The 25,513-nt window shown below is 61.7% G+C and carries 22 protein-coding genes; 7 read left to right on the top strand and 15 right to left on the bottom strand.

All coding sequences use genetic code 11. The features are described 5' to 3' along the window. Window positions 1–119: 119 nt before the first annotated feature. Both HBR93_RS16025 and HBR93_RS16030 read right to left on the bottom strand, forming a co-directional pair. A complete protein-coding gene (locus tag HBR93_RS16025; protein WP_169960678.1) occupies window positions 120–1,004 on the bottom strand; it encodes an alpha/beta fold hydrolase in 885 nt (294 codons plus the stop codon). 74 nt (window positions 1,005–1,078) lie between these two features. Continuing rightward, complete coding sequence (locus HBR93_RS16030; protein ID WP_169960679.1) at window positions 1,079–2,248, bottom strand: GGDEF domain-containing protein; 1,170 nt, start codon at window positions 2,246–2,248, stop codon at window positions 1,079–1,081. 183 nt (window positions 2,249–2,431) lie between these two features. On the opposite strand from HBR93_RS16030, the gene HBR93_RS16035 reads away from it, so the two are divergent. Both HBR93_RS16035 and HBR93_RS16040 read left to right on the top strand, forming a co-directional pair. Then, a complete protein-coding gene (locus HBR93_RS16035; RefSeq protein WP_169960680.1) occupies window positions 2,432–3,028 on the top strand; it encodes an NUDIX domain-containing protein in 597 nt (198 codons plus the stop codon). Window positions 3,029–3,125: 97 nt separating this feature from the next. Further along, window positions 3,126–3,713, top strand: coding sequence for a LysE family translocator (locus tag HBR93_RS16040; RefSeq protein WP_057445062.1), 588 nt, complete (start codon window positions 3,126–3,128; stop codon window positions 3,711–3,713). 1 nt (window position 3,714) lies between these two features. Here HBR93_RS16040 and HBR93_RS16045 read toward each other — a convergent pair whose 3' ends face one another. The 11 genes from HBR93_RS16045 to gloB all read right to left on the bottom strand — a co-directional run bounded on the left by HBR93_RS16045 (window position 3,715) and on the right by gloB (window position 18,834). After that, entirely contained in the window at window positions 3,715–4,536 is an 822-nt protein-coding gene (locus tag HBR93_RS16045) for an AraC family transcriptional regulator (protein WP_057436815.1), read from the bottom strand. A 110-nt stretch (window positions 4,537–4,646) separates the two neighbouring features. Then, window positions 4,647–7,115: a TonB-dependent siderophore receptor gene (locus tag HBR93_RS16050; RefSeq protein ID WP_169960681.1), complete on the bottom strand. Its 2,469-nt coding sequence runs from the start codon at window positions 7,113–7,115 to the stop codon at window positions 4,647–4,649. A 227-nt stretch (window positions 7,116–7,342) separates the two neighbouring features. Continuing rightward, entirely contained in the window at window positions 7,343–8,311 is a 969-nt protein-coding gene (locus HBR93_RS16055; protein WP_057436813.1) for a FecR domain-containing protein, read from the bottom strand. Continuing rightward, window positions 8,308–8,838, bottom strand: a complete 531-nt coding sequence (locus tag HBR93_RS16060) for a sigma-70 family RNA polymerase sigma factor (RefSeq protein WP_169960682.1) — start codon at window positions 8,836–8,838, stop codon at window positions 8,308–8,310. The genes HBR93_RS16055 and HBR93_RS16060 overlap by 4 nt, the downstream gene beginning before the upstream one ends. 176 nt (window positions 8,839–9,014) lie before the next feature. Continuing rightward, window positions 9,015–10,625, bottom strand: coding sequence for an ABC transporter ATP-binding protein (locus tag HBR93_RS16065; protein ID WP_169960683.1), 1,611 nt, complete (start codon window positions 10,623–10,625; stop codon window positions 9,015–9,017). Window position 10,626: 1 nt separating this feature from the next. Continuing rightward, complete coding sequence (locus HBR93_RS16070) at window positions 10,627–11,646, bottom strand: ABC transporter permease (RefSeq protein ID WP_057436809.1); 1,020 nt, start codon at window positions 11,644–11,646, stop codon at window positions 10,627–10,629. A 1-nt stretch (window position 11,647) separates the two neighbouring features. After that, window positions 11,648–12,721, bottom strand: coding sequence for a microcin C ABC transporter permease YejB (locus HBR93_RS16075; protein WP_057436807.1), 1,074 nt, complete (start codon window positions 12,719–12,721; stop codon window positions 11,648–11,650). Between the two features lies 1 nt (window position 12,722). Beyond that, a complete protein-coding gene (locus HBR93_RS16080; protein ID WP_057436805.1) occupies window positions 12,723–14,561 on the bottom strand; it encodes an extracellular solute-binding protein in 1,839 nt (612 codons plus the stop codon). Further along, window positions 14,558–16,387 carry an extracellular solute-binding protein gene (locus HBR93_RS16085; protein WP_169960684.1) on the bottom strand — a complete coding sequence of 610 codons (1,830 nt, stop codon included), beginning with the start codon at window positions 16,385–16,387 and terminating at the stop codon, window positions 14,558–14,560. The genes HBR93_RS16080 and HBR93_RS16085 overlap by 4 nt, the downstream gene beginning before the upstream one ends. 168 nt (window positions 16,388–16,555) lie before the next feature. Continuing rightward, entirely contained in the window at window positions 16,556–17,968 is a 1,413-nt protein-coding gene (locus HBR93_RS16090; RefSeq protein ID WP_115128317.1) for a lytic transglycosylase domain-containing protein, read from the bottom strand. A 98-nt stretch (window positions 17,969–18,066) separates the two neighbouring features. Beyond that, complete coding sequence (gene gloB, locus HBR93_RS16095) at window positions 18,067–18,834, bottom strand: hydroxyacylglutathione hydrolase (RefSeq protein ID WP_057436801.1); 768 nt, start codon at window positions 18,832–18,834, stop codon at window positions 18,067–18,069. 65 nt (window positions 18,835–18,899) lie between these two features. Between gloB and HBR93_RS16100 the strand changes: the two genes are divergently transcribed. Both HBR93_RS16100 and rnhA read left to right on the top strand, forming a co-directional pair. Beyond that, window positions 18,900–19,658: a methyltransferase domain-containing protein gene (locus HBR93_RS16100; RefSeq protein ID WP_057436800.1), complete on the top strand. Its 759-nt coding sequence runs from the start codon at window positions 18,900–18,902 to the stop codon at window positions 19,656–19,658. Window positions 19,659–19,742: 84 nt separating this feature from the next. Beyond that, window positions 19,743–20,195, top strand: a complete 453-nt coding sequence (gene rnhA, locus HBR93_RS16105) for a ribonuclease HI (RefSeq protein WP_057436798.1) — start codon at window positions 19,743–19,745, stop codon at window positions 20,193–20,195. Between the two features lie 55 nt (window positions 20,196–20,250). On the opposite strand, the gene HBR93_RS16110 is transcribed toward rnhA, so the two are convergent. Further along, window positions 20,251–20,556: a DUF2388 domain-containing protein gene (locus tag HBR93_RS16110; protein WP_057436795.1), complete on the bottom strand. Its 306-nt coding sequence runs from the start codon at window positions 20,554–20,556 to the stop codon at window positions 20,251–20,253. Window positions 20,557–20,756: 200 nt separating this feature from the next. On the opposite strand from HBR93_RS16110, the gene dnaQ reads away from it, so the two are divergent. From dnaQ to HBR93_RS16125, 3 genes are all read left to right on the top strand, one after another. Continuing rightward, a complete protein-coding gene (gene dnaQ, locus HBR93_RS16115; protein ID WP_162947798.1) occupies window positions 20,757–21,497 on the top strand; it encodes a DNA polymerase III subunit epsilon in 741 nt (246 codons plus the stop codon). A gap of 201 nt (window positions 21,498–21,698) precedes the next feature. Beyond that, complete coding sequence (locus tag HBR93_RS16120; RefSeq protein ID WP_115128315.1) at window positions 21,699–23,954, top strand: Orn/Lys/Arg decarboxylase N-terminal domain-containing protein; 2,256 nt, start codon at window positions 21,699–21,701, stop codon at window positions 23,952–23,954. A gap of 8 nt (window positions 23,955–23,962) precedes the next feature. Next, window positions 23,963–24,526, top strand: a complete 564-nt coding sequence (locus tag HBR93_RS16125) for a GNAT family N-acetyltransferase (RefSeq protein ID WP_057436789.1) — start codon at window positions 23,963–23,965, stop codon at window positions 24,524–24,526. Window positions 24,527–24,544: 18 nt separating this feature from the next. On the opposite strand, the gene HBR93_RS16130 is transcribed toward HBR93_RS16125, so the two are convergent. Further along, on the bottom strand, window positions 24,545–25,444 hold the full coding sequence (locus HBR93_RS16130) for a LysR substrate-binding domain-containing protein (RefSeq protein ID WP_169960685.1): 900 nt from the start codon (window positions 25,442–25,444) through the stop codon (window positions 24,545–24,547). Window positions 25,445–25,513 lie beyond the last annotated feature (69 nt).

A 25,513-nucleotide genomic window follows, 5' to 3' on the forward strand; every position in this document is an offset into this window, starting at 1 on the left:
GCCCGGCAGCGCTGGCGATTCAACCCGCGGTTAATATTTGATCAGGATCGTTCGCAAGCCTTTTGGCGTGCGGCTTGCGCTTGACACGCGTCGCTGAAATCGGTGCCGGATCCGCTGTTCTACAGCAAACCCTGGAGCGCCTGGCGATAGCTGCGACCACCCAGGCTCAGGCTGTTGTTATGACTGGCCCCCGGCACCAACAGCAGGTGCTTGGGCTCCAGGGCCGCATCAAACAGTTGCTGGCTGAAGCGCGGCGGCACATAGCGGTCGTCAAGGCCATGCACCACCAGCAAGGGCATATGGATCTCGGCGATCTTGTCGATGGAATCAAACTTCTGCGACAGCAACCAGCGCACCGGCAGCGAGGTATTGGCCACGGCCGCCGCCACGTCGGCCAGGGAGGTAAAGGTGGACTCGATCACCAGCCCGCGCACCGGCGGCGGCAGCTGTTTATCGGCGGCCTGCTGGCCCAACTCGGCCGCCAGGTCGATGGCGACGGCGCCGCCCAGGGAATGGCCATAGATGAGGCGCTTGCCTGGATCAGGTTGCAGCACCTGGAAGTGCTCCCAGGCAATCCGCGCATCTTCATAGACGCTGGTCTCTGACGGCAAGTCGCCCTGGCTCTGGCCAAACCCGCGATAGTCGATGGCCAGCACCGAGTAGCCCTGGGCGTGCAGTTGCTCGATGCGAAACAGCTGGCCAGTGAGGTTCCAGCGCACGCCGTGCAGGTACAGGATCGCCGGCGCGTCTTTTTTCGCCGCCGGCCACCACCAGCCATGCAGGCTCTGCCCGGACTTGAAGCTGGCCGGCTTGAGTTCGAACTCCTGTAAGCCTTGCGGCAGGCCGCGGTACCAACTGGCGGTGCCGGGCTCGATGCGAAACACCAGCTCGCGCTCCTTGTGTTGAAGCACATTGCAGCCCACGGGCAGGCCGATGATCAGCAATACCATGCACAGCAGGGGCAACCAGCGCAAACGCAGGCGCGAGAGAAAACGTGAGGGCATGGAGGTTCCAGGACAGGAGCGAAGCCGGATTTTTACCAGATGCCTGGCCAGTGAGGGGAATATTCAGACCATCGTCAGGGGGCGATTGCTTGCAAAGTGTTACAGGCGGTCTGCACGCGATTGCGCCCCTGATCCTTGGCGCGATACAGCGCCTGGTCGGCCTGGGACAGCAGGCGCGACAGATCGTGGCAGGCCGGCGTGGTGGTCACCACCCCGATGCTCACACTGAGGAACCCCGGTGCCAGCAGGTCCAGCTCGGCGAACCGCTGGCGAATGCGTTCCGCTACCTGCACGGCGCCTCGTTCATCGGTATTGGCCAGCAGGCAGGCAAACTCTTCGCCACCAATACGCGCAAACAGATCGTGCTTGCGCAAGATCGACGCGGTCAGTTGGCTGAAGGCGATCAACGCCTGGTCGCCCATGGGATGGCCAAAACTGTCATTCAGGCGCTTGAAGTAGTCGAGGTCACACAACAGCAATGTCACCGGCTGCCCGCGCTGCATGCTGTCGGCCAGCAGTTGTTCGCCATGGAGCATGAACGCCCGGCGGTTGCCGATACCGGTCAGCACGTCGGTGAAGGCGGCCGCCTTGAAGTTGAGTTCGGCGCGCTCCTTGACCATCGCCAGGGTGACGTAGGCGATGCCGATGGCATACAGCATGGATTCGAACAGCATGAACGAAAAAAGCTGTACGCCGTCGTTCATCAATGCGTTCGGGTCCTTGTACGGCATGCCGGGATCGAGCACGCCGCGCACGCAGTAAAAGGTCGTATGCAACAGCATCAGCACCACGGCTGGCAGATAGGCCACTTCCAGGTGTTGACGGTGGCGCCACAACTCCAGGGCCGACAGCACGCCGTAGCTCGAGGCTATCAGGGAATACAGGGTCACCCGGCTGGACATCGAGCCATAGAACTGCGGGACCAGGCACATCACCAGCCACAGCGCCGGCCCGGCGAGGATGCCCGGCAGGTGTGGCTTGCCCTGGACAAACAGGCGCATGGCGGTCCAGTTCATTGCCGCGCTCATCAGGAGCACCACATTGCCTATCACCAGCGCGACGAAGTCCACGCCCACCCCGCGCACGACCATCAATGCCGTGCCGAGGGAGGCCAGCAACAGCATCACGCCAAGATAGCCCAGGGTGGGCTCACGTACGCGATGCCAGGCATGCACGGTGAGCAAGCCCATCAGGCAAAAAACGAAGACGGCAACTATCAGGAGCGTCGGTATGTGCAGCATCATGTCCTTGACCCCGAAGGATGCACTGTCGAGATCACCCCGTCGGACACATGCCTGGGCGGTGATCCTGTGCACAAAGGGCGCAATTGTAGCTGGATAACCCATAACAATGCTGGCCTATGGACAGCTTGACGCTGGCAGGGCGTCACCGACATGCTGCGCGACCCTGCGACCAAAAGGCTCCCCATGGACAACAGCCCCGTACGCATCACCGCCGAAGAGTTGCTCTCGGACAACTGGTACCTGCTGAAAAAATACAGCTTCGACCTGCGTCGCCGGGACGGCAGCTGGCAAGCCCAGACCCGCGAGGTGTACGACCGTGGCAACGGTGCAACCATCCTGCTGTACAACACCTTGCAGCGCACAGTGTTGCTGATCCGCCAGTTCCGCATGCCGACCTTCGTCAATGGTCATGACGGCTACCTGATCGAAACCGCCGCTGGCTTGCTGGACAACGCCAGCCCCGAGGAACGTATTCGCCTGGAAGTCGAGGAAGAAACCGGCTACCGCGTAGGCCACGTGGAGAAAATCTACTCGGCCTTCATGAGCCCGGGCTCGGTGACCGAGCGCATTCATTTCTTTACCGGTGAGTACCAACCTGGCGACCGCGTGGGCGAGGGCGGCGGGCTGGAGCACGAAGGCGAAGATATTCAGGTGCTGGAGTTGGGATTCGACGAGGCCATCGCCATGGTTGGCCGCGGCGAAATTGTCGATGGCAAGACCATCATGCTCCTGCAATACCTGGAGCTGCGGCTGCTCAAGGCGGCGCTGACCCAGGCGTAGAAGCCAGCGCCTCCAGGGGCATTTTCTTCAATACGCACTGGCTACAGGGACGTAGCGTACAGGCCTGTCCACCTGTCATTACAAAAAAGGAAGTGCAATGAGTTTGATCATGTCCATGGCCGCCTTCGCCTTGGCGACGTCCATCACCCCCGGCCCGGTCAATGTGGTCGCCCTTGGCTCGGGCGCGCGCTTTGGTTTTGCCGCCAGCCAGAAACACGTGGCCGGCGCGGCCTTGGGCTTCACCTTGCTGCTGGTGTTGATTGGCCTGGGCCTGCACGAACTGCTGGTGCGCTGGCCGATCCTGACCCAGGGCATCCAGTGGGGCGGGGTGGCCTTTCTGCTGTACATGGCCTACAAGCTGGCGATGGACGACGGCCGGCTGGATGCGCAAGACGCGGCTGTTGCGCCGTCGATGCTCTATGGCGCGGTCATGCAATGGCTCAACCCCAAGGCCTGGCTGGCGTGTGTGGCGGGCATGGGCCTGTTTGCGGCCGATGGTGAGGCCGCGCGGGTCTGGCAACTGGCGGCGGTGTACCTGGTGATTTGCTATCTATCGGTGGCGTGCTGGGCGTATGTCGGCACGTTTTTTCGTCGTTACCTGAGCAATGCCCGAGGCATGCGCCTGTTCAATCGGGCCATGGCGCTGTTGCTGGTGATCAGCGTGGTGTACCTGTTGCTGGCGTGAGTCAGCCGCGATACTGCCCCGGCGTGGCCGCCAGGTGTTGTTTGAACGTGCGCTGCAGATGTGCCTGGTCGGCAAAACCGGCGGCCAGTGCCACATCGGCAATCAGGTGGCCGCTACGCAACTGGTTGCGGGCGAACTGGACGCGCTGGTTGATCAGGAACGCGTGGGGCGTCATGCCGTAAGCCTGCTTGAACGCGCGAATCAGGTACGACGGTGACAGCTGCGCTGCCTGGCAGATTGCTTCCAGCTTCAGCGCCTCGGTGCAATGCGCGCGGATGTACTCGGCGGCGTGTTCCAGCTTGTGATTGACCTCGCGTACAGGCTCGGCAGCCGGGTTCAGGCGCAGTTGCACCTCAGTGAAAAAACTCACCACGGCGCTGTGTTTCTGCAGGTGTTCGGTGTGCTCGTCGACCAGCACGGTGTACAGCTCCAACAGGCCGGCAAACAGCAGCGGGTCGTCGGTATGGGTCGCGTCGAAGCGGCGAAAGCCCAAGTCACTGGCAAACCCCAACTGGTGTTGCAGATCGGTCAGCCAGGGCGTGTCGATGTAGAGCATGTGATACGACCAGGGCTGGTCGTCGATGGGGTTGCAGGCATGCACATCGCCCGGGTTCATCAGCACCACAGTGCCGGCGCGGATGTGGAAGGTGTCCGGGCCATGGAGATACAGGCTTTGCCCGGCGGTGATCGCGCCAATCGAGAAGTGGTCGTGGGCATGCCGGGTGTAGCAGACCTTGCGCCCATCCTCGATGGTACGCGCCTCGATAAACGGCAGGCTGGCATCACGCCAGAAGCGTGGGGCGGCGAGGTCGGGCAGCGCCATGGTGCAATCTCCGGGGGACCTTGTAGGACCACGATGATTGCACATAAATACGCCGCCGACCTTATGTAGAAGCCGGCAAGCCCCCACATTTCTCAGGGGCGCCCCCAGGCTTAGAAGTCCCAGCGCGTCGCCAGTTGCAGGCTGCGCGGCTCGCCGTAGAACCCGGTGCCGAAGTTGCCCAGGCCGGTGTAGTACTTTTTATCCAGGGCATTTTTCACGTTCAACGTCGCGCTCAAGTGCTCGTTGAAGCGATAGCGTGCCATCAGGTCCACCAGGTAGTAGCTGTCCTGGGTGATGCGCGCGTATTGGCCAAAGTTGACCGTGTCATTCGGGTTGGGCTGGAACACATTGCCGAAGAACTCGCTCTGCCAGTTGACCCCGGCGCCGAGGGTCACCTTGTCCAGCGCGCCCGGCAGGCGATAGGTGTTGAACAGGCGCACCACTTGTTGCGGCGTGGTGGTTTGCAGCACCGAGCTGTAGACGTAATCGTCGTTGGCATCGCGGGTGTGCTGGTAGGTGTAGCCGGCCGAGACATTCCAGCCGTCCAGCACTTCGCCGGCCAGTTCCACCTCAAAGCCCTTGGTGGTGGCGCCGGCAATCGGGCGATAGATCGAGTCGCTTTCAAAGCCCGAGACGTATTGCGCGACATTGTCCTGTTCGATGCGGAACGCGGCGAAGCTGGCGTTCAGGCGGCCGTCGAAAAAGGCTGCCTTGAGCCCGGCTTCGTAAGTGTCGCCCTCAATCGCGTCGAGCAATTTGCGGTCGGCATCCTTGCTGTTTTGCGGGCGGTAGATCTTGGTGTAGCTGCTGTACACCGACCAGATGTCGTTGAGGTCATAGACCACCCCGGCGTAGGGCGTCACCACACCGGTTTGCTTGTAGCTGGTGCGGGCGTCGGTGCTCGTCGCAGCGTAGAAGTCGGTGGTGTCGGTGTTGCTGAAATTGCTGACGCGGGTACCCAGGATCACCGACAGGTCATCGGTAGGCTTGAGGCGGGTCGCCAGGTAGGCGCCGGTTTGGCGTTGCACAATATCGTTCTGGCCGCTGCGCGGGATATCCGGCTTGGCGTACTCACCACGCCAGTCATAAATGCTGCCGCCCACCGGCGGGTAGATCGAACCGTAGACCGGCACGTCCTGTTTCGAGCGGGTTGCCATAAAGCCCATGATCAACTCGTGCTCGCGACCCAACAGGCTGAATGGGCCGCTGAGGTTGACGTCGAGGGTGTTTTGCACCTGGTCGCCCTTGTACTTGCCCATGAACATGTACATGCCCTCACCAGTGACCTGGTCCGGGTTGCCGCCACTGGCGGAGGCGAGCAAGGTGTCGTGCTGGCTGCGCTTGCGGTCCAGGCTGACTTTGAGCGACCAGTCGTTGGCCAGCTTTTGCTGGACCGAGGCGAAGATCGTCTGGTTCTGGAAGTCGCGGCGGCTCCAGTCGGCGGCCGGGTTGAACGAGCGCGAGAAATTCGTGCGATTGCCATTGCTGAAATACATCGGGAAACCGGTCCAGCTGGCGCCACGGGAGCGGGTGTCCTGCTGGTCGATACCGAAGGTCAGCAGGGTGTCGGGAGTCAGGTCGGCTTCGAGGATGCCGTAGGCAATGTCCTTGGTGTGCTGGTAGTGGTCCAGGTACGACGAGCGATCCTGATAAACCCCGACAAAACGCCCGCGCACATTGCCCGATTCGGTCAGCGGCCCGGAGATATCGCCTTCGGTGCGGTAGTTGTCCCAGGAGCCCACGGTGCCGGTAACCGAGGCCTTGAAGTCCTTGGTGGGCTTTTTACGGATCAGGTTGACCGTGGCCGACGGGTCGCCCGAACCGCTCATCAGGCCCGATGAGCCCTTGATGATTTCCAGATGGTCGTACACCGCCATATCGGTGCTGGTGGTGCCGTAGTCATACACGCCGTCATAGGTGGAGTTGACGCCGTCGTACTGGAAATTGGTGATCGGCAGGCCACGGCTGGAGAACTCCCAGCGCTCGCTGTCGTAGTTCTGCACGCTGACGCCAGGGGCGCGGCGCAGGGTGTCGGCGATGTTGTTGGAACCCTGGTCATCCATCTGCTGGCGGGTGATCACGGTGACCGACTGCGGCGTCTCGCGGATCGACAGCGGCAGGCCGGTGGCCGAGGCCATCGAGCCGGTGGTGTAGGAATGACTGTCTTCGGTGGTGGCGCCCAGGGCCACGCCGGAAATGGTGGTGGCACCCAGCTCCAGCTCGCCGGTATTGAGCGGCGCCAGTTCCAGCACATAGCCATTGTTGCCCTGGGGTTGGGCCTGCAAACCGCTGCCTTGCAACAAACGCTGCAAGCCGGCTGCGGGGGTGTAGCTGCCACTGAGTCCAGGGCTGGTCTTCCCGGCTGCCAGGCTGTTGTGGCCGGCGATAAACACCCCGGACTGCTCGGCAAAGCGATTCAGCACGCTGACCAGCGACCCGGCGCCAATGTTGTAGCTGCGCGTGGTTTCCTGGGTCGACGGCGTTTCCACCGCCTGCACATTGAGCGGGCCCAGGCAGAGCAGGGTCGCGGTGATGGCCAGCGCCAGGGGGCGCAGCGTGAAAGCAGCGGGTTGCGACATGGAAGGTTCCCTACGGATTCGGCGAATATGAAAGCGTCTGCTGGGTTAACCGAACGAACGTCGAAAAGGGGAACAGGTGGAGCCAAAAAAACTGCTCGCCTTGAGCCAGGCCTGTTGTGGCGAGCGGGCTTGCCCGCGTTGGACTGCGCAGCAGTCCCATCTTTTGGGGCCGCTACGCGACCCAACGCGGGCAAGCCCGCTCGCCACAACAGCCCGGACGGTTGGCGTTAGGTAGCGTGTGTTTTGGGCCCCACGCTGACCCACCACGGCAGCACTCTGTCCACCTGGATCGGCAATGCCGCCTCCAGCAGCCGCAACGCATGCTCGCTGTCCTTGAGCGGGAACGAGCCCATCACTGGCAGATGGGCCACGGCCGGATCACAACCGAGGTGGCCGGGCCGGTAGCGGTTCAGTTCACCGATCAATTGGCCCAGGGGCAGGTTGTCGGCCAATAGCACGCCGCGGCTCCAGGCCTCGCGGGTGGCGGATGCGGGCACTGTGCTGCGGATCGTGTGCCGACCGAACACCGCCTGTTGCCCGGACTCGATAATGCGTACCTGCTGGCCGTCGGCGGTGCGCACTTCTACCCGGCCGTCGAAGACATTCAGGGTGGTGTTGTCTTCGCCGTGCAGCACACTGAAGCGCGTACCCAGGGCACGCAGGTGGCCGTGCGCAGTGTCGACCAGGAACGGGCGCTGGAGGTCCTTGGCGGTGTCGATCAACACTTCGCCAAAACGCAGGTGCAGCAGGCGCTGCTGCGCATCGAAGCGTACATCCATGGCGCTCAGGGCGTTGAGCCAGATATGCGTGCCGTCGGCGAGCAATGCATCGCGGATCTCGCCGCTGGCCGTGGCGTAGTCGGCGCTCCAGCCGCCGATCACCCGGGGCAGGGCAGTGCCGCGCCAGGTGCCCCAGGCCAAGGTCGAACCGGCGCACAGTACCAATAATGTCTTGAGGGTTTGCCGCCGCGTGCTGCGCAGGGCGCGGCCGGCGCCGATGGGTTCGTCGGTCAAGGGCGCGAAGCGTTGGCTGACGCGCTCGACATAGCGCCAGGCAGCCTGATGCTCGGGGTTCTGCCCCAGCCATGTCTGCCAATGCTGTTGTGCCTGGCTGCCGCCTTGCGGGTCCTGTAGGCGCACATACCATTGGGCTGCCTGCTGCAGGCTGGCGTGGCTAAGTTTTCCGCTGGGGTTCATTCCACCAGCAGCCCGTCGAGTTCGGCTTCCAGCACCGCGCAGTGCAACAGCGCCTGGGCCATGTATTTTTTCACCATGCGCTCACAGACCCCCAACTGCACGGCGATTTGCTTGTAAGTCAGGCCATGCAGTTGCGCCAGCAGGAAGGCGTCGCTGACCTTGCGCGGTAGGCGCGCGAGCATGGCATCGACCTCGTACAGGGTTTCGACAATGATCACCCGCTGCTCCGGCGATGGCTGCACCGCCTGTGGGCGGTCGGCGAGGCTTTGCAGCCAGGCCTGCTCCAGTTGGCGGCGGCGCCAATGGTCGATGCACAGGCCCCGGGCGATGGTGGCCAGGTACGAGCGTTCGCGCACGGCGTCAGCCTTGTCAGGCGGGCGCTTGAGCACGCGGATAAAGGTGTCTTGCGCCAGGTCGGCGGCATCCCAGCGGTTGCTCAGGCGCCGGCGCAACAGGCCGAGCAGCCAGGAGTGGTGGCTGCCGTAGAGCTGACTGAATGAAGCGGGGGAAGTCGACACAATATCCAACCGGCGCTGGCGCCACGACGTGAATAGGAATTGGTCGCGATTAAAGCAAAGGCCTGCGAGCAGCGCAAATGATATTGGTTTGCTTTTGCGAAAGGCTTTGCCTGCAGAGCTACACAAATCAAATGGGGGAGCTGGCAAGCCAGCTCCCACAAGGCGTCTCCGGCCTAAACTCAAGATCAGCTACGTGAGGTTGGCACCAGAAACGCGGCCTCCAGCAGCTGCCGGGTATAGGCATGCTGGGGATCGGCGAAGATGGTCTTGGCATCCCCCTGTTCCACCACTTGCCCCTGTTTGACCACCATCAACTGATGGCTCAGGGCTTTGACCACCGCCAGGTCATGGCTGATAAACAGGTAAGTCAGGTTGTACTTGGCCTGCAGGTTGCGCAGCAGTTCCACCACCTGGCGCTGCACCGTGCGGTCGAGAGCCGAGGTGGGCTCATCCAGCAGGATCAGGCGTGGCTTGAGCACCAGGGCGCGGGCAATGGCGATGCGCTGGCGTTGACCTCCGGAGAATTCGTGGGGGTAGCGGTGGCGGGTCTGCGGGTCGAGCCCCACCTCCTTGAGTGCGGCGATAATCGCTGCTTCCTGCTCGGCCGCGGTGCCGATCTTGTGGATGCGCAAACCTTCGCCAACGATCTCGCTGACGCACATACGCGGGCTCAGGCTGCCAAACGGGTCCTGGAACACCACCTGCATTTCCCGGCGCAATGGCCGCACCTGTTGCTGGGTGAGTTGGTCCAGTTGCTGGCCCTCAAAACGGATCCCGCCCTTGCTGCCGATCAACCGCAGGATCGCCAGGCCCAGGGTGGATTTGCCCGAGCCGCTTTCGCCGACAATGCCCAGGGTCTGGCCCTGGGGCAGGCTGAAGTGGATGCCGTCCACCGCCTTGACGTAATCGACGGTATTGCGCAGGAAGCCTTTTTTGATCGGGAACCAGACTTTCAGGTCGTCGACTTCCAGCAGTGGTGGGCCAACCGCGTTGCTCGCCGGACCGCCACTGGGCTCGGCGGCCAGCAGTTCCTGGGTGTACGGATGCTGCGGGGAGCGAAACAGTTCTTCGCAGGACGCCTGCTCGACAATGCAACCGCGCTGCATCACACACACGCGGTGGGCAATGCGCCGCACCAGGTTCAAGTCATGGCTGATCAGCAACAGCGCCATGCCCAGGCGCGCCTGCAACTCCTTGAGCAGTTCGAGGATCTTCAACTGCACGGTCACGTCCAGGGCCGTGGTCGGCTCGTCGGCGATCAGCAGTTCCGGCTCGTTGGCCAGGGCCATGGCGATCATCACCCGCTGACGCTGGCCGCCGGACAACTCATGGGGCAAGGCCTTGAGGCGCTTGTGCGGTTCGGGGATGCCCACCAGGTCCAGCAGTTCCAGGGTGCGCAGGGTCGCGGCCTTGCCGGTCAGGCCCTTGTGCAGGCCCAGCACTTCGTTGATCTGCTTTTCGATGGAGTGCAGCGGGTTCAGCGAGGTCATCGGCTCCTGGAAGATCATCGCAATGCGGTTGCCGCGAATCTGGCGCAGGGGCTTTTCTTTCAGGGTCAGCAGATCCTGCCCGGCATACTTGATCGTGCCGGACGGATGCCGCGCCAGGGGGTAGGGCAGCAGGCGCAGGATCGAGTGGGCGGTCACCGACTTGCCGGAGCCGCTTTCGCCGACCAGGGCCAGGGTTTCACCGCGGCGGATATCGAAGCTGATATTTTCCACCACGCGCTGATGCTGCTCGCCGGTGACGAACTCGACACTGAGGTCGCGGACTTCGATCAGATTGTCCTGATTCATCTCATTTCCTCGGGTCGAAGGCATCGCGAGCGGACTCGCCGATAAACACCAGCAAACTCAACATGATCGCCAGCACCGCAAAGGCACTGATGCCCAGCCATGGCGCCTGCAGGTTGGATTTGCCCTGGGCCACCAACTCGCCCAGGGACGGCGAACCGGCGGGCAGGCCGAAGCCCAGGAAGTCCAGGGCGGTGAGGGTGCCAATCGCGCCGGTGAGGATGAAGGGCATAAAGGTCATGGTCGAGACCATGGCATTGGGCAGGATATGGCGGAACATGATCGCGCCGTTCTGCATGCCCAGGGCCCGGGCCGCGCGCACGTATTCCAGGTTACGGCCGCGCAGGAACTCGGCGCGCACCACGTCCACCAGGCTCATCCAGGAAAACAGCAACATAATCCCCAGCAGCCACCAGAAGTTCGGCTGCACAAAGCTGGCGAGGATGATCAGCAGGTACAGCACCGGCAACCCCGACCAGATTTCCAGGAACCGCTGGCCGGCCAGGTCGACCCAGCCGCCATAAAAACCCTGCAGGGCCCCGGCCGCCACACCGATGATCGAGCTCAACACCGTCAGGGTCAGGGCAAACAGCACCGACACTCGAAAGCCATAGATCACCCGCGCCAGCACGTCGCGGCCCTGGTCGTCGGTGCCCAGCAGGTTATCCGCCGAGGGCGGCGCCGGCGCCGGGACTTTCAGGTCGTAGTTGATGCTCTGGTAGCTGTAGGGGATCGGTGCCCAGAGCGTCCAGGCATCCTTGGCCTTGAGCAGTTCGCGGATGTACGGGCTTTTGTAGTTGGCTTCCAGGGGGAATTCGCCGCCGAAGGTGGTTTCCGGGTAGCGCTTGAGCGCCGGGAAGTACCAGTCGCCGTCGTAATGCACTGCCAACGGCTTGTCATTGGCGATCAACTCGGCGCCCAGGCTCAGGCCAAACAGGATCAGGAACAGCCACAGCGACCACCAGCCACGTTTATTGGCCTTGAAACGCTCGAAGCGGCGGCGATTGAGGGGGGATAGCGTCATCTCAATGCTCCCGGCTTTCGAAGTCGATACGCGGGTCGACCAGGGTGTAGGTCAAATCACCGATCAGTTTCACCACCAGGCCCAGCAGGGTGAAGATAAACAGGGTGCCGAACACCACCGGGTAATCGCGGTTGATCGCCGCTTCAAAGCTCATCAGGCCCAGGCCGTCGAGGGAGAAGATCACTTCGACTAGCAGCGAGCCGGTAAAAAAGATGCCGATAAACGCTGAAGGGAACCCGGCGATCACCAGCAGCATGGCGTTGCGGAACACATGGCCGTAGAGCACCCGGTGATTGGTCAGGCCCTTGGCCTTGGCGGTGATCACGTACTGCTTGTTGATCTCGTCGAGAAAGCTGTTTTTGGTCAGCAGGGTCATGGTGGCGAAGTTACCGATGACCAGGGCCGTGACCGGCAGCGCCAGGTGCCAGAAGTAGTCGAGGATTTTGCCGCCCCAGCTCAGTTCGTCAAAGTTGTTGGAGGTCAGTCCCCGCAACGGGAACCAGTCAAAATAACTGCCGCCGGCAAACACCACGATCAACAGGATGGCAAACAGGAACGCCGGGATCGCATAGCCGACGATGATTGCCGAACTGGTCCACACGTCAAAGTGGCTGCCATGGCGAGTGGCCTTGGCGATCCCCAGGGGGATCGAGACCAGGTACATGATCAGGGTGCTCCATAACCCGAGGGAGATGGACACCGGCATTTTTTCCTTGATCAGGTCGATGACCTTGGCGTCGCGAAAGAAGCTGTCGCCAAAGTCCAGCTGGGCGTAGTTCTTGACCATGATCCACAAGCGTTCCGGCGCCGACTTGTCGAAGCCGTACATCTTCTCGATTTCCTTGATCAGCGTCGGGTCCAGGCCCTGGGCCCCGCGGTAGCTGGAGCCGGCCACCGAGACTTCGGCACCGCCACCGGCGATGCGGCTGGTAGCGCCTTCAAAGCCTTCGAGCTTGGCGATCATTTGTTCCACCGGGCCGCCGGGGGCGGCCTGGATAATCACAAAGTTGATCAGCAAAATGCCGAACAGCGTGGGGATGATCAGCAGCAACCTGCGAAAAATATAAGCCAGCATGTCAGTCGCCTCCGCTCGCCGGATCGGCCGTGGTCTGGGGTTGCGGCGTCACGGCCGGGGCCTGATGGGGCTTGATCCACCAAGTGGCAATGCCCACGTCATAGCGGGGCGGGACTTTAGGGTGGCCAAGGTGATTCCAATAGGCCACGCGGTAGGTCTTGATATGCCAGTTGGGGATCACGTAGTAGCCAAACTGCAAGACCCGGTCCAGGGCCTTGGCGTGGGCCACTAGGCTGTTGCGCGAGTCGGCATTGATCAATTGTTCCACCAATTCGTCGATGGCCGGGTCCTTGAGGCCGATGTAGTTGCGGCTGCCGGGCTTGTCGGCACTGCTCGATTGCCAGAACTCACGCTGCTCGTTACCCGGTGAAGAGGACTGCGGAAAGCTGCCGACCATCATGTCGAAGTCCCGCGAGCGCACGCGGTTGACGTATTGCGAGACATCGACCCGGCGGATCACCAGTTCGATGCCCAGGTCCGCCAGGTTGCGCTTGAACGGCAGCAGGATGCGCTCGAAGTCGGTCTGGGCCAGCATGAACTCGATGCTCACCGGCTTGCCGGTGGTGTCGACCATCTTGTCGTCAACAATGCGCCAGCCGGCCTCTTGCAACAGTTGGTAGGCTTCGCGCTGCTGGGTGCGGATCATGCCGCTGGCATCGGTTTTTGCCGGGGCGAAGGCCTGGGTGAAGGCTTCGTCAGGGATCCTGCCGCGCAGCGGTTCGAGAATCGCCAGTTCGGCAGGGCTGGGTAGGCCGGTGGCGGCCATGTCCGAGTTCTCGAAATAGCTGCGGGTACGGGTATAGGCGCCGTTGAACAGTTGCTTGTTAGTCCATTCGAAGTCCATCAACAGGCTGATCGCCTTGCGCACCCGCACGTCCTGGAACATCGGCTTGCGGATATTGAACACAAAACCCTGCATCCCGGTGGGGTTGCCGTTGGGCAGTTCTTCCTTGATCAGCCGGCCCTCGGCCACGGCCGGGACGTTGTAGGCGTTGGCCCAGTTCTTGGCCGTCATTTCCTGCCAGTAATCGAACTGCCCGGCCTTGAGCGCCTCCAGGGCCACGGTGCTGTCGCGGTAGTAATCGCTGATGCGGTAATCGAAGTTGTACAGGCCCTTGTTGACGGGCAGGTCCTTGCCCCAGTAATCCTTGACCCGCTCGTAGCGGATCGAGCGCCCTGGCTTGACCTCGGCCACTTTGTACGGGCCGCTGCCCAGGGGGATCTCCAGGCTGCTCTTGGCAAAGTCACGCCCGGCCCACCAGTGTTTGGGCAACACTGGCAATTGGCCGAGGATCAACGGCAGTTCGCGGTTGCTGGTGTGCTTGAACTTGAACAGCACGCGCAACGGGTCTTCGGCGATCACTTCGGCGACGTCGGCGTAGTAGGTGCGGTAGATCGGGCTGCCCTGGGTGATCAGGGTCTCAAAGGTGAACACCACATCTTCGGCATGCACCGGATGGCCATCGTGGAAGCGCGCTTCGGGCCGCAGGTAGAAGCGTACCCAGCTGTTATCCGGGGCTTTTTCGATCTTGCCGGCGATCAGGCCATATTCAGTGATGGGTTCGTCCAGGCCCTGCTGGGCCAGGGTGTCGTAGACCAGGGTGATGTTATCGGCGGGCACGCCCTTGCTGATAAACGGATTGAGGCTGTCGAAGCTGCCCATGGCTGCTTCGCGAAAGGTGCCGCCTTTGGGCGCATCCGGGTTGACGTAGTCGACATGCTTGAAATTGGCCGGGTACTTGGGCGGCTCGTCATACAGGGTCAAGGCATGTTGTGGGGCAGCAACGGCCTGGGCGCAAAACAACAGGCCACTGATAATCGCAGTACGCAAAGGCATCATTGGGGTTTCTCCGAAGCTTTCAGCCACCACGCGCTCAGGCCCAGGCTGTAGGGCGGCGTGGTGACGAAGGCGAACCGGTTACGGTACGCCAGGCGATGATAGTTGAGATACCAATTGGGAATACTGTAGTGCTGCCACAGCAGGACCCGGTCCAGGGCCCGGCCGGCGGCGACTTGTTGGTCGCGGGTCTGCGCGGCGAGCAGTTGCTCCAGCAGGTGGTCGACCACCGGGTTGGCGATGCCCGCGTAGTTCTTGCTGCCTTTGATCGCGGCCTGGCTGGAGTGGAAGTACTGCCACTGCTCAAGGCCAGGGCTCAAGGTCTGGTTGAGGGTCATCAGGATCATGTCGAAATCAAACTGATCGAGGCGCTGCTTGTACTGCGCGCGGTCCACCGTGCGCAGGCGGGCATCAATGCCGATGCTGCGCAGGTTTTCGACGTAAGGTTGCAGGATGCGCTCCAGGTTCGGGTTGACCAGCAGGATTTCGAAACGCAGCGGCTGGCCATTGCTGTCGAGCAGGCGCTGGCCAGAGAGTTTCCAGCCACTTTCGGCCAGCAGGCCGAGGGCACGGCGCAAGGTTTCCCGGGGGATGCCGCGCCCGTCGGTCTGCGGCAGGCTGAAGGCCTGGGTAAACAGATTGGCCGGTAGCTGGTCGCGATAGGGCGAGAGCATCAGCCATTCATGACCCACCGGCAGGCCGCTGGCCGCGAATTCGCTGTTGGGGTAGTAGCTCAGGGTGCGTTTATAGGCGCCGCTGAACAGGGTGCGGTTGGTCCACTCGAAATCGAACATCAGCCCCAGCGCTTCGCGCACTTTGGCCTGGCTGAAAGTGGCGCGCCGGCTGTTCATGAACAGGCCCTGGCTCTGGGTCGGGATCTGGTGGGCAATCTGCGCCTTGATGACTTCGCCACGGTTCACCGCCGGGAAGTTGTAGCCATTGGCCCAGTTTTTGGCCTGGTGTTCGATATAAATGTCGAATTCGCCGGCCTTGAATGCCTCGAAGGCCACGTCGCTGTCGCGATAGAACTCCACCTCGACCTTGTCGTAGTTGTAGAACCCGCGATTGACCGGCAGGTCCTTGCCCCAATAGTCCTTGACCCGCTCGAACACCAATTGCCGGCCCGGTTGCACCTGGCTGATGCGATAGGGCCCGCTGCCCAGCGGCGGCTCGAAGGTGGTGGCCTTGAAGTCGCGGTTTTTCCAGTAGTGCTGAGGCAGCACCGGCAACTCGCCCAGGCGCAGGATCAGCAGCGGGTTGCCGGCGCGCTTGAACACGAAGCGGATGCGATGGGGGTTTAGTACATCCACCCGGGCCACTTCCTGCAGGTTGGTGCGGTATTGCGGATGGCCTTCGGTCAGCAAGGTGCGGTAGGAAAACGCCACGTCGTCGGCGGTAATGGGCTTGCCGTCATGGAAGCGCGCTTGCGGGCGCAGGTTGAACACCACCCAACTGCGGTCCTCGCTGTACTCCACAGATTGGGCAATCAGGCCATAACTGGACGTGGGCTCGTCGCCGGATGGGGCGTACTGGCCGGTGCCGACCATCAGCGGCTCGTTGAGCTCGTTAACGCCGTATTGCAGGAAATTGGCGGTGGAGACCGGGCTGGAGCCCTTGAAGGTATAGGGGTTGAGGGTGTCAAACGTGCCAAATGCCATGACCCGCAAGGTGCCGCCCTTGGGCGCTGCGGGGTTTACCCAATCGAAGTGGGTGAATTTGGCCGGGTACTTGAGCGTACCGAACTGCGCATAACCGTGGTTCTCGGTAATGGTCGCATTCGCGCAAAAGCTCAAGGCCAGACTTATTAGTAGAAGGAGGGGACGCTTCAAGTCAGAGATCCGATCCGGGCGGCTTGGGCTTTATGATCGGTACAGTAACAGCTTGTTCCACTTGGAAAAAGACTGTTGAAAAGGCCATTTTCAGGCTCGGAGGGATCTTGAGCGGTGCGCAGGGCCTGTATGGGAGCTGGCTCCCATACAGGCCTGCGTGCACTCGGTTTATCTTGGCCCGGAAACCACCAGCATCTGCCCCGGCTTCAAGGCCTGGCCAGTGCGAGGGTTCCAACGCTTGAGATGTTGCATCTCGACGTTGAAGCGCTTGGCAACCATGTACAGCGAGTCACCTTTCTTGACCTTGTATTGCACCGGTTTCTTGCCGCCAGCCTTGGCCACCAGTTTGCGGGTGTCCTGCATCACCAGGGTCTGGCCAACCTTCAGGGCCTGGCCATTGAGCTTGTTCCAGCGCTGCAGGTCATGCACATCGACCTTGTTGGCCTTGGCAATCAGCGTCAGGTTGTCGCCGCTCTTGACCTTGTAGCTGCGCGAGCGCCCGGCCACGGCCTTGTGTTCGACTTCGTCAAACACCGGCTTTTTCGGGCGCAGGCTCAACAATTCCTCGGGGTTCATCGAGGACAGGCTACTGGCCAGTAACTGCGCCTTGGAGGTGGGCACCAACAAATGCTGGGGACCGTCCAGGGTGGTGCGTTGCTTGAAGGCCGGGTTGAGCTGGAACAGTTCGTCTTCGTCGATCTCGGCCAGCGCGGCGACCCGGGACAGGTCCATGCTTTGCTTGACTTCGACCATTTCGAAGTACGGCGTGTTGGCAATCGGGTTCAGGTTGACGCCGTAGGCCTCGGGGGCCAGCACCACCTGGGACAGCGCCAGGAACTTGGGCACGTAGTCCTTGGTTTCCTGGGGCAGCGGCAGGTTCCAGTAGTCGGTGGGCAGGCCGAGCTTCTCGTTGCGCTCGATGGCCCGGCTGACCGTACCTTCACCCGCGTTATAGGCCGCCAGGGCCAGCAGCCAGTCGCCGTTGAACATGTCATGCAGACGTGTCAGATAGTCCAGGGCGGCGGTGGTGGAGGCGGTGATGTCGCGACGGCCGTCGTAGGCACGGGTCTGGCGCAGGTTGAAGTAGCGCCCGGTGGAGGGAATGAATTGCCACAGGCCGACCGCATCGCTGCGTGAATAGGCCATTGGGTTGTAGGCACTTTCAATCACTGGCAGCAGCGCCAGCTCCAGGGGCATGTTGCGTTCTTCAAGGCGTTCGACGATGTAGTGAATATAGAGGCTGCCGCGTTCGCCGGCATTCTCCAGGAAGGACGGGTTGCTGGCGAACCACAGGCGCTGTTGCTCGATACGCGGGTTGACGCCGACACCGTCCTGCAGTTGGAACCCCTGGCGCATGCGCTCCCAGACATCCTGGGGGACCTGCGGGCTTGGCTTCTCTGAGAGCCAAAGGGGCTTTTGCTTGATCTTGGCTGTGAGTACGGGTTTGGGTTGCACGGTGGATTGTGCAGCGAAATGAGTGGTTTGGCAGCCCGCCAGAGTTGCGGATACGGCCACCGCAATGGCTTGAGCCAGGCGGGTCAATGCGTCTGAATGGTTGGACTTACGAATAGATGACGACATTGGCTGGAAGTTAGTTCCGGGCAAAAATGTCGGGCGATTCTAGAAAGCGCTTGGGTTCCGGTCAACCATTCAGAAATTTCGTATCAGAACCTGTCTGCTTAGAACGTGTCTTTCCACGCTCGCAAGCTAGCAAAAACCTCGCTCCCAGCGCGGTTATCGCGGTTCCCCCACTCGTCCGCTTTTTGTTTAACGGATGTTTCGGCGGTGCGCAAAAACGGGTTGGTGAGTTTTTCCAGGGCCAAGGTCGAGGGCAACGTCATCTTGCCGGCTGCCCGAAGTTGGCTGACTTTAGCCACCCGTTCGGCGATATCGGCGTTGTGCGGTTCCACGGCCTGGGCAAAGCGCAGGTTGCTTTGGGTGTACTCGTGGGTGCAGTAGACCAGCGTGTCGGCCGGCAGCGCGGCCAGGCGCTCCAGGGAGTTGTACATCTGTTGCGGCGTGCCTTCGAACAAACGCCCACAACCGGCGGCGAACAGGGTGTCGCCGCAGAACAGCAAGCCATGATGATAAAAGGCTATATGTCCCAGGGTGTGTCCCGGCACGGCGAGCACGTCGAAGCCCCAGCCCAGCACCTCGATCCGGTCGTTATCGTTGAGCGCGACGTCACGGGCCGGGATTTTTTCGCTGGCCGGGCCATAGACCTTGGCGCCTGTGGCTTGCTTGAGCTGCTCTACACCGCCCACGTGGTCATTGTGGTGGTGGGTAATCAGGATGTCGCCGAGGGTCCAGTCCGGGTGCTGCGCAAGCCACGCCATGACAGGCGCGGCATCGCCCGGATCGACCACGGCACAACGATGGCTGCGATGGTCCTGTAACAACCAGATGTAGTTATCGGTGAAGGCGGGCAGGGCACTGATCTGTATCATTCTTCTATTCGCCAAGCTGAACACATTGGTGCATCTTAGAACGTCTTGGCGAGTTGGAGAATGCAATGACTGATAAAGCGTTCGCCCAGGCCGATCCCGAGTGGCTGGCGTTGATCAGCGCAGCCCGTGAGTGGCTGTCCGGGCCGATCGGGCAATTTCTGCTGGAACAGGAGCGGCTTATGCTCGAAGAAGAGCTTGAGCGCTTCTTTGGCGGCTACCTGGTGCACTACGGCCCTTCGGCACAAACCCCGCCGCCCGCGCCCCAGGTGCAGCGCAATGTGCGCCTGGGCGCGCCGTTGCCGGGGGTCGAGATTGTCTGCGAAGAACAGGCCTGGCCTTTGAGCGAGCACGCCGCCGATGTGGTGGTGATGCAGCATGGCCTGGATTTCTGCCTGTCGCCCCATGGCTTGCTGCGTGAAGCGGCCAGCGCGGTGCGCCCGGGTGGCCATCTGTTGATCGTCGGCATCAACCCCTGGAGCTCCTGGGGCCTGCGGCATGTCTTCGCCCATGATGCGCTGCGCCAGGCCCGCTGCATCTCGCCCTCGCGGGTCAGCGACTGGTTGAACCTGCTGGGCTTCGCGCTGGAGAAACGTCGCTTCGGGTGCTATCGTCCGCCGCTTGCTTCGCCCAAGTGGCAGGGCCGGTTGGCCGGTTGGGAGCGCCGTGCCGGGGCCTGGCAGTTGTCCGGGGGCGGTTTCTACCTGCTGGTAGCCCGCAAGATCGTGGTCGGGCTGCGACCGGTGAGCCAGGTCCGGCGCGAGCCCATCGGCAAACTGGTGCCAATGCCCCTGGCCAAGGTCAACCGGCGCTCCAGCGAGCAATAACTCACTTTTTGGCATTCAGGTCGTCGTGTGCGACCTCGGGAGCTGTCGGTCGATTACCGGCAACCCGCTTTGATGGATAGCGTAATGACCGATAGCGTAGAACTCTTTACCGACGGCGCCTGCAAGGGCAATCCTGGTCCGGGCGGCTGGGGCGCCTTGCTGGTGTGCAAGGGCGTGGAGAAGGAGTTGTGGGGCGGCGAACCCAACACCACCAACAACCGCATGGAGCTGATGGGCGCCATTCGCGGCCTGGAGGAGCTCAAGCGCCGTTGCGACGTGCTGCTGGTGACGGATTCGCAGTACGTCATGAAAGGCATCAACGAGTGGATGGTCAACTGGAAAAAGCGCGGCTGGAAGACTGCAGCCAAGGAGCCGGTAAAGAACGCCGACCTATGGCAGTTGCTGGATGAACAGTGCAACCGCCATAACATCACCTGGAAATGGGTGCGCGGGCATATCGGCCACCCGGGCAACGAGCGGGCCGACCAATTGGCCAATCGTGGCGTGGATGACGTGCGCGGTTACAAGCAGAGCTGAGGTTCCCCATAGCCCTTGTTGGCGGGCGCGGTCCTGGATCTGGCAATCGCTGCAATCACAACGCCAGAATCCCCCGGGCGAGTTGCTCGTCCGTATCGCGTAACGCCGGCAAGGTGCGGCGAATGTGCTGCAATGCCGACTCCAGCTGGACACCCCGTATCTCGCCGTGGCTGGCAACAAACGCCGCGGCATCGTCCTTGGCCGCCAGTACGATCTTGTCATCCTTGAAGTTGCTGCTGGTGCCCTTGGTGGCACTCATCGACAGGCTGACCAGGGCGTCGGTGGTCATCACAAAGCTGGTGGCCTGGGCATGGGCAGCGCCCATCAGGCATAGGGCGAGCAGATAGTTTGGCTTGAGCATGGGTAGATTTTTACGCATCTGTAAGGAGCGGCGCAGGCTAACAAGGCGCTTGATAGCAAACTGCGCAAGCTTTGCTAAACCTTGTAAAAAACTGTTGGGCGAGGGCTCGCGGCGTTCCTCCAGGGGGCGCTCCGGTTATAGAGCGTGCTAATATCCCGCCCCTTGAAATACACACCGTTGAGAGCTGAACCCTGATGGCCATCCGATCCGTTGTACTCGATACCGAAACCACCGGCATGCCGGTGACCGATGGTCACCGGATCATTGAAATCGGCTGTGTCGAGTTGATGGGCCGCCGCCTTACCGGCCGGCATTTCCACGTGTACCTGCAACCGGACCGGGAAAGTGACGAAGGCGCCATTGGCGTCCACGGTATCACCAACGAATTCCTGGTGGGCAAGCCGCGCTTTGCGGAAGTTGCCGATGAGTTTTTCGAGTTCATCAACGGCGCGCAGTTGATCATCCACAACGCGGCGTTCGACGTGGGTTTCATCAACAACGAATTCGCGCTGATGGGCCAGACGGATCGGGCGGACATCACCCGTCACTGCTCGATCCTCGACACCCTGATGATGGCCCGTGAGCGCCACCCAGGCCAGCGCAACAGCCTCGACGCCTTGTGCAAACGCTATGGCGTCGACAACTCCGGCCGTGAACTGCACGGCGCCTTGCTCGACTCCGAGATTCTCGCGGACGTCTACCTGACCATGACGGGCGGGCAGACCAGCCTGTCCCTGGCCGGCAACGCCTCCGATGGCAACGGTTCGGCCGAAGGCTCGGGCAACCGACCTTCGGAAATCCGTCGCCTGCCGGCGGACCGCAAGCCCACGACCATCATCCGCGCCAGCGAGCAGGACATGGCCGAGCACGCGGCACGCCTGGAAGCCATCGCCAAGTCGGCGGGGGCGCCGGCGTTGTGGACCCAGTTGACCCAACACTAGTCGGGCCCGGCACGGTCTAAACATGTCGGAGCAGGCTTGCCCGCGATTACGGTTTGACAGCCAGTGCAGCTGTTACTGATCCACCGCCATCGCGGGCAAGCCCGCTCCCACATTGGTTCTGTATAGGCTTCGAAATCTTCATTCGCGACATTCGCTCCCAGCTTCTACCCTGAGTACATCGCTCTCAGGACGCCAAGCCCCATGTACAAAGACCTGAAGTTCCCTATCCTGATCGTGCACCGTGATATCAAGGCCGACACCGTCGCCGGTGATCGGGTCCGGGGCATCGCCCGGGAGCTGGAGCAAGAAGGTTTCAGTATCTTTTCTGCCGTGGACTATGCCGAGGGCCGGCTGGTGGCCTCGACCCATCATGGGCTGGCGTGCATGCTGATCGCCGCTGAAGGCGCCGGGGAAAATACCCATCTGCTGCAGAACATGGTCGAGCTGATCCGACTGGCGCGTCTGCGTGCGCCCAACCTGCCGATCTTTGCCCTGGGCGAGCAAGTCACCCTGGAAAATGCCCCGGCCGACGCCATGAGTGAACTCAACCAGCTGCGCGGCATTCTCTACCTGTTCGAAGACACCGTGCCATTTCTGGCCCGGCAGGTGGCCCGGGCGGCGCGTACTTACCTCGATGGCCTGCTGCCGCCATTCTTCAAGGCTCTGGTGCAGCACACGGCCGACTCCAACTACTCCTGGCATACCCCCGGCCACGGGGGTGGTGTTGCCTATCGCAAAAGCCCGGTGGGGCAGGCGTTTCATCAGTTTTTCGGGGAAAATACCCTGCGTTCGGATTTGTCGGTGTCGGTGCCGGAACTCGGTTCGCTGCTGGATCACACCGGCCCCTTGGCCGAAGCTGAAGCCCGTGCGGCGCGCAACTTTGGCGCCGACCATACCTTCTTTGTGATCAATGGTACGTCCACCGCCAATAAGATCGTCTGGCATTCCATGGTCGGCCGCGACGACCTGGTGCTGGTGGACCGCAACTGCCACAAGTCGGTGCTGCACTCGATCATCATGACCGGCGCGATCCCGCTGTACTTGTGCCCGGAGCGCAATGAGCTGGGGATCATCGGCCCGATTCCGCTGACCGAGTTCAGCCGCGAGTCGATTCTCGCGAAGATCGAGGCCAGCCCCTTGACCCGGGGCCGCGAGCCCAAGGTCAAGCTGGCGGTGGTGACCAACTCGACCTATGACGGCCTGTGCTACAACGCCGAGCTGATCAAGCAACAATTGGGCAACAGTGTCGAGGTCCTGCACTTTGACGAGGCCTGGTATGCCTACGCGGCCTTCCACGAGTTTTTCGCCGGGCGCTATGGCATGGGGACTTCGCGTACGCCCGATAGCCCGCTGGTGTTCACCACGCATTCGACCCACAAGTTGTTGGCGGCCTTCAGCCAGGCGTCGATGATCCATGTACAGGACGGCGGGGCACGGCAACTGGACCGTGACCGGTTCAATGAAGCGTTCATGATGCACATCTCTACCTCGCCGCAGTACAGCATCATTGCCTCGCTGGACGTGGCGTCGGCCATGATGGAAGGGCCGGCAGGGCGTTCGCTGCTCCAGGAAATGTTCGATGAGGCCCTGAGTTTCCGTCGGGCCCTGGCCAATCTGCGCCAGCATATTGCCGCCGATGACTGGTGGTTCTCCATCTGGCAGCCGCCTTCGGTGGCGGGCATTGATCGGGTGGCGACGGCCGACTGGTTGCTGCAGCCCGAGGCCGACTGGCATGGCTTTGGTGATATCGCCGAAGACTATGTGTTGCTCGACCCGATCAAGGTCACCCTGGTGATGCCCGGCCTTACGGCCGGCGGTGCCTTGAGTGACTGCGGAATCCCGGCGGCGGTGGTCAGTAAGTTCCTCTGGGAGCGTGGCCTGGTGGTGGAAAAAACCGGGCTCTATTCATTCCTCGTGCTGTTTTCCATGGGGATCACCAAAGGCAAGTGGAGTACCCTGCTCACGGAATTGCTGGAGTTCAAGCGCAGTTACGACGCCAATAGCAGCCTGGCCAGTTGCCTGCCATCGGTGTTCGAGCAGGGCCCGACGCGCTACCAGGGCATGGGTTTGCAAGACTTGTGCGACCAGTTGCACGGCTGCTATCGCAGCAACGCCACGGCCAAGCACCTTAAGCGCATGTACACGGTGTTACCGGAAATCGCCATGAAACCGGCCGATGCCTATGACCAACTGGTGCGCGGTGAAGTCGAGGCCGTGTCCATAGATGCCTTGCCAGGGCGTATCGCCGCCGTGATGCTGGTGCCTTATCCGCCGGGCATTCCGCTGATCATGCCGGGGGAGCGCTTTACCGAATCGACGCGCTCGATTATCGACTACCTGGCCTTTGCCCGGGAGTTCGATAGCAGCTTCCCGGGGTTTGTCGCCGATGTGCATGGTTTACAACACGAAGACGACGGCAACGGTCGTTGTTACACCGTCGATTGCATCAAGTGTTAAGGATGGTTATGCAAGCTGTAGTGAATCCGAAGTACCCGGGGCTCAGTGTACGAGTCGCCGACGAGGGATTTGACGCCTACGTGTGGGGCAATGATTTCAGCTTTGAGGTGTGCGTATATGGCACGCCGGAACTGGGCAAGCCAGTTGATCAGTGGGCGGTGGAGCAGATCCTGCCGTACCGCAAATGCTACGGCATCGATCCGGAGGAGTTCGCCAGCTATCGCGATGCCGCCGACAGCGCGGTATTCATGGCTTACCTGGATGATCGGCCGGTTGGCCATATCGTCGTCAGTACCAATTGGAACGGCTATGCCCATGTCGATGAATTGGCGGTGGTGCTGCCGGCACGCCGGCATGGCGTGGCCAAGGCTTTGCTCGACGTGGCACAGTTCTGGAGCCGCAAGAAAAACCTGCCGGGGATGATGCTGGAGACCCAGAACAACAACCTCGGGGCCTGTCGGCTGTATGAACGCAGCGGCTACGTCATGGGCGGGATCGACCATCTGCGTTATCGCGGGATTGATCCGCAGACGCGTGAGGTGGCGATTTTCTGGTATCGTTTGTTCGGCTGAGCCCCACCCAGGCGGGGGCTAATTGACCGGCGACAACAGGCCCTGCGCTTTGTGCGTGACAATCTCCAGCAACGCATTGAGCGCCGGGCTCGGGCTGCTGTCCTTGACCGTCAAGCCATACAGGCTTACCAGGATCGGCGGTGATAACGGGCAGGTATCCAGCCCGGCCTCACGCGCGCCACTGGCGGTGAAGGGATCGACCACCGCCAACCCTTCGCCGGCCTCGACCATGCTGCGCATCATCTGATAGGTCTGCACCCGTGTCTGGATTACCGGCAACGGGCGCAGCGCCTGTAATTTGCTGTCCAGCAACTGGCTCAACGGGTCCTGGCCCTCCAGGCCGATCATCGACTGGCCGGCCAGTTCTTGCAGGGCGATGTATTTCTGCCGTGGCTTGAGCCAGCCATGGGGCGCCAACAACTGCAACTTGCCCTGGGCCAGCACGGTACTGGTGATTTGCGGGTGTTCGGGATCATGCAGGCTCAGGCCCAGGTCGGCCTCTTGCAGCAACAGGCTCCTGACGATGTCGCGGGTCGGCTGGCTGGACAGGTTGCAGGGGGTGTCCTGGAAACGCCGACGCAACAGCGCAATGCTTTGCGGCAGCAATTGATTGGCCAACGGCGGTGTACAGAGCGTGCGCAGCGGCGGCGCTTGATGATGCTTGAGGCTGCTGGCCAGGCGTTGTATCGGTTCCAGGGCTTCGTAGAGATGGGCGATCTGTGCCTGCATCGCCAGGGTTTCCCGGGTGGCCTGCAACCGCCCGCGGACGCTGGCAAACAGCATGAATCCCAGTTGCTGCTCAGCGTCCTTGAGGGTGGCGTCCACATCGGACACAGCCAATTGCAACCATTCGGCGGCGGTGCCTAGGTGTCCGGTCTGCAAAATGGCTTGAATCACTTCGATATGACGTAAACGCATGCATGAAGTCCATGTTCAGCAGGTAAGGGATTCACCGGGTGAATCCTAACCCAAGTCCGCTCATATGAC

This window comes from Pseudomonas sp. WS 5411 (assembly GCF_012985595.1).
In the GTDB taxonomy this organism is placed as follows: Bacteria; Pseudomonadota; Gammaproteobacteria; order Pseudomonadales; family Pseudomonadaceae; genus Aquipseudomonas; species Aquipseudomonas shahriarae.

Excerpts from the sequence above, each read along its gene's own strand:
- HBR93_RS16025 (WP_169960678.1), bottom strand. The coding sequence starts at position 1,004 with ATGCCCTCACGTTTTCTCTCGCGCCTGCGTTTGCGCTGGTTGCCCCTG.
- HBR93_RS16030 (WP_169960679.1), bottom strand. The coding sequence starts at position 2,248 with ATGATGCTGCACATACCGACGCTCCTGATAGTTGCCGTCTTCGTTTTT.
- HBR93_RS16035 (WP_169960680.1), top strand. The coding sequence starts at position 2,432 with ATGGACAACAGCCCCGTACGCATCACCGCCGAAGAGTTGCTCTCGGAC.
- HBR93_RS16040 (WP_057445062.1), top strand. The coding sequence starts at position 3,126 with ATGAGTTTGATCATGTCCATGGCCGCCTTCGCCTTGGCGACGTCCATC.
- HBR93_RS16045 (WP_057436815.1), bottom strand. The coding sequence starts at position 4,536 with ATGGCGCTGCCCGACCTCGCCGCCCCACGCTTCTGGCGTGATGCCAGC.
- HBR93_RS16050 (WP_169960681.1), bottom strand. The coding sequence starts at position 7,115 with ATGTCGCAACCCGCTGCTTTCACGCTGCGCCCCCTGGCGCTGGCCATC.
- HBR93_RS16055 (WP_057436813.1), bottom strand. The coding sequence starts at position 8,311 with ATGAACCCCAGCGGAAAACTTAGCCACGCCAGCCTGCAGCAGGCAGCC.
- HBR93_RS16065 (WP_169960683.1), bottom strand. The coding sequence starts at position 10,625 with ATGAATCAGGACAATCTGATCGAAGTCCGCGACCTCAGTGTCGAGTTC.
- HBR93_RS16070 (WP_057436809.1), bottom strand. The coding sequence starts at position 11,646 with ATGACGCTATCCCCCCTCAATCGCCGCCGCTTCGAGCGTTTCAAGGCC.
- HBR93_RS16075 (WP_057436807.1), bottom strand. The coding sequence starts at position 12,721 with ATGCTGGCTTATATTTTTCGCAGGTTGCTGCTGATCATCCCCACGCTG.
- HBR93_RS16080 (WP_057436805.1), bottom strand. The coding sequence starts at position 14,561 with ATGATGCCTTTGCGTACTGCGATTATCAGTGGCCTGTTGTTTTGCGCC.
- HBR93_RS16090 (WP_115128317.1), bottom strand. The coding sequence starts at position 17,968 with ATGTCGTCATCTATTCGTAAGTCCAACCATTCAGACGCATTGACCCGC.
- gloB (WP_057436801.1), bottom strand. The coding sequence starts at position 18,834 with ATGATACAGATCAGTGCCCTGCCCGCCTTCACCGATAACTACATCTGG.
- HBR93_RS16100 (WP_057436800.1), top strand. The coding sequence starts at position 18,900 with ATGACTGATAAAGCGTTCGCCCAGGCCGATCCCGAGTGGCTGGCGTTG.
- rnhA (WP_057436798.1), top strand. The coding sequence starts at position 19,743 with ATGACCGATAGCGTAGAACTCTTTACCGACGGCGCCTGCAAGGGCAAT.
- HBR93_RS16110 (WP_057436795.1), bottom strand. The coding sequence starts at position 20,556 with ATGCTCAAGCCAAACTATCTGCTCGCCCTATGCCTGATGGGCGCTGCC.
- HBR93_RS16120 (WP_115128315.1), top strand. The coding sequence starts at position 21,699 with ATGTACAAAGACCTGAAGTTCCCTATCCTGATCGTGCACCGTGATATC.
- HBR93_RS16125 (WP_057436789.1), top strand. The coding sequence starts at position 23,963 with ATGCAAGCTGTAGTGAATCCGAAGTACCCGGGGCTCAGTGTACGAGTC.
- HBR93_RS16130 (WP_169960685.1), bottom strand. The coding sequence starts at position 25,444 with ATGCGTTTACGTCATATCGAAGTGATTCAAGCCATTTTGCAGACCGGA.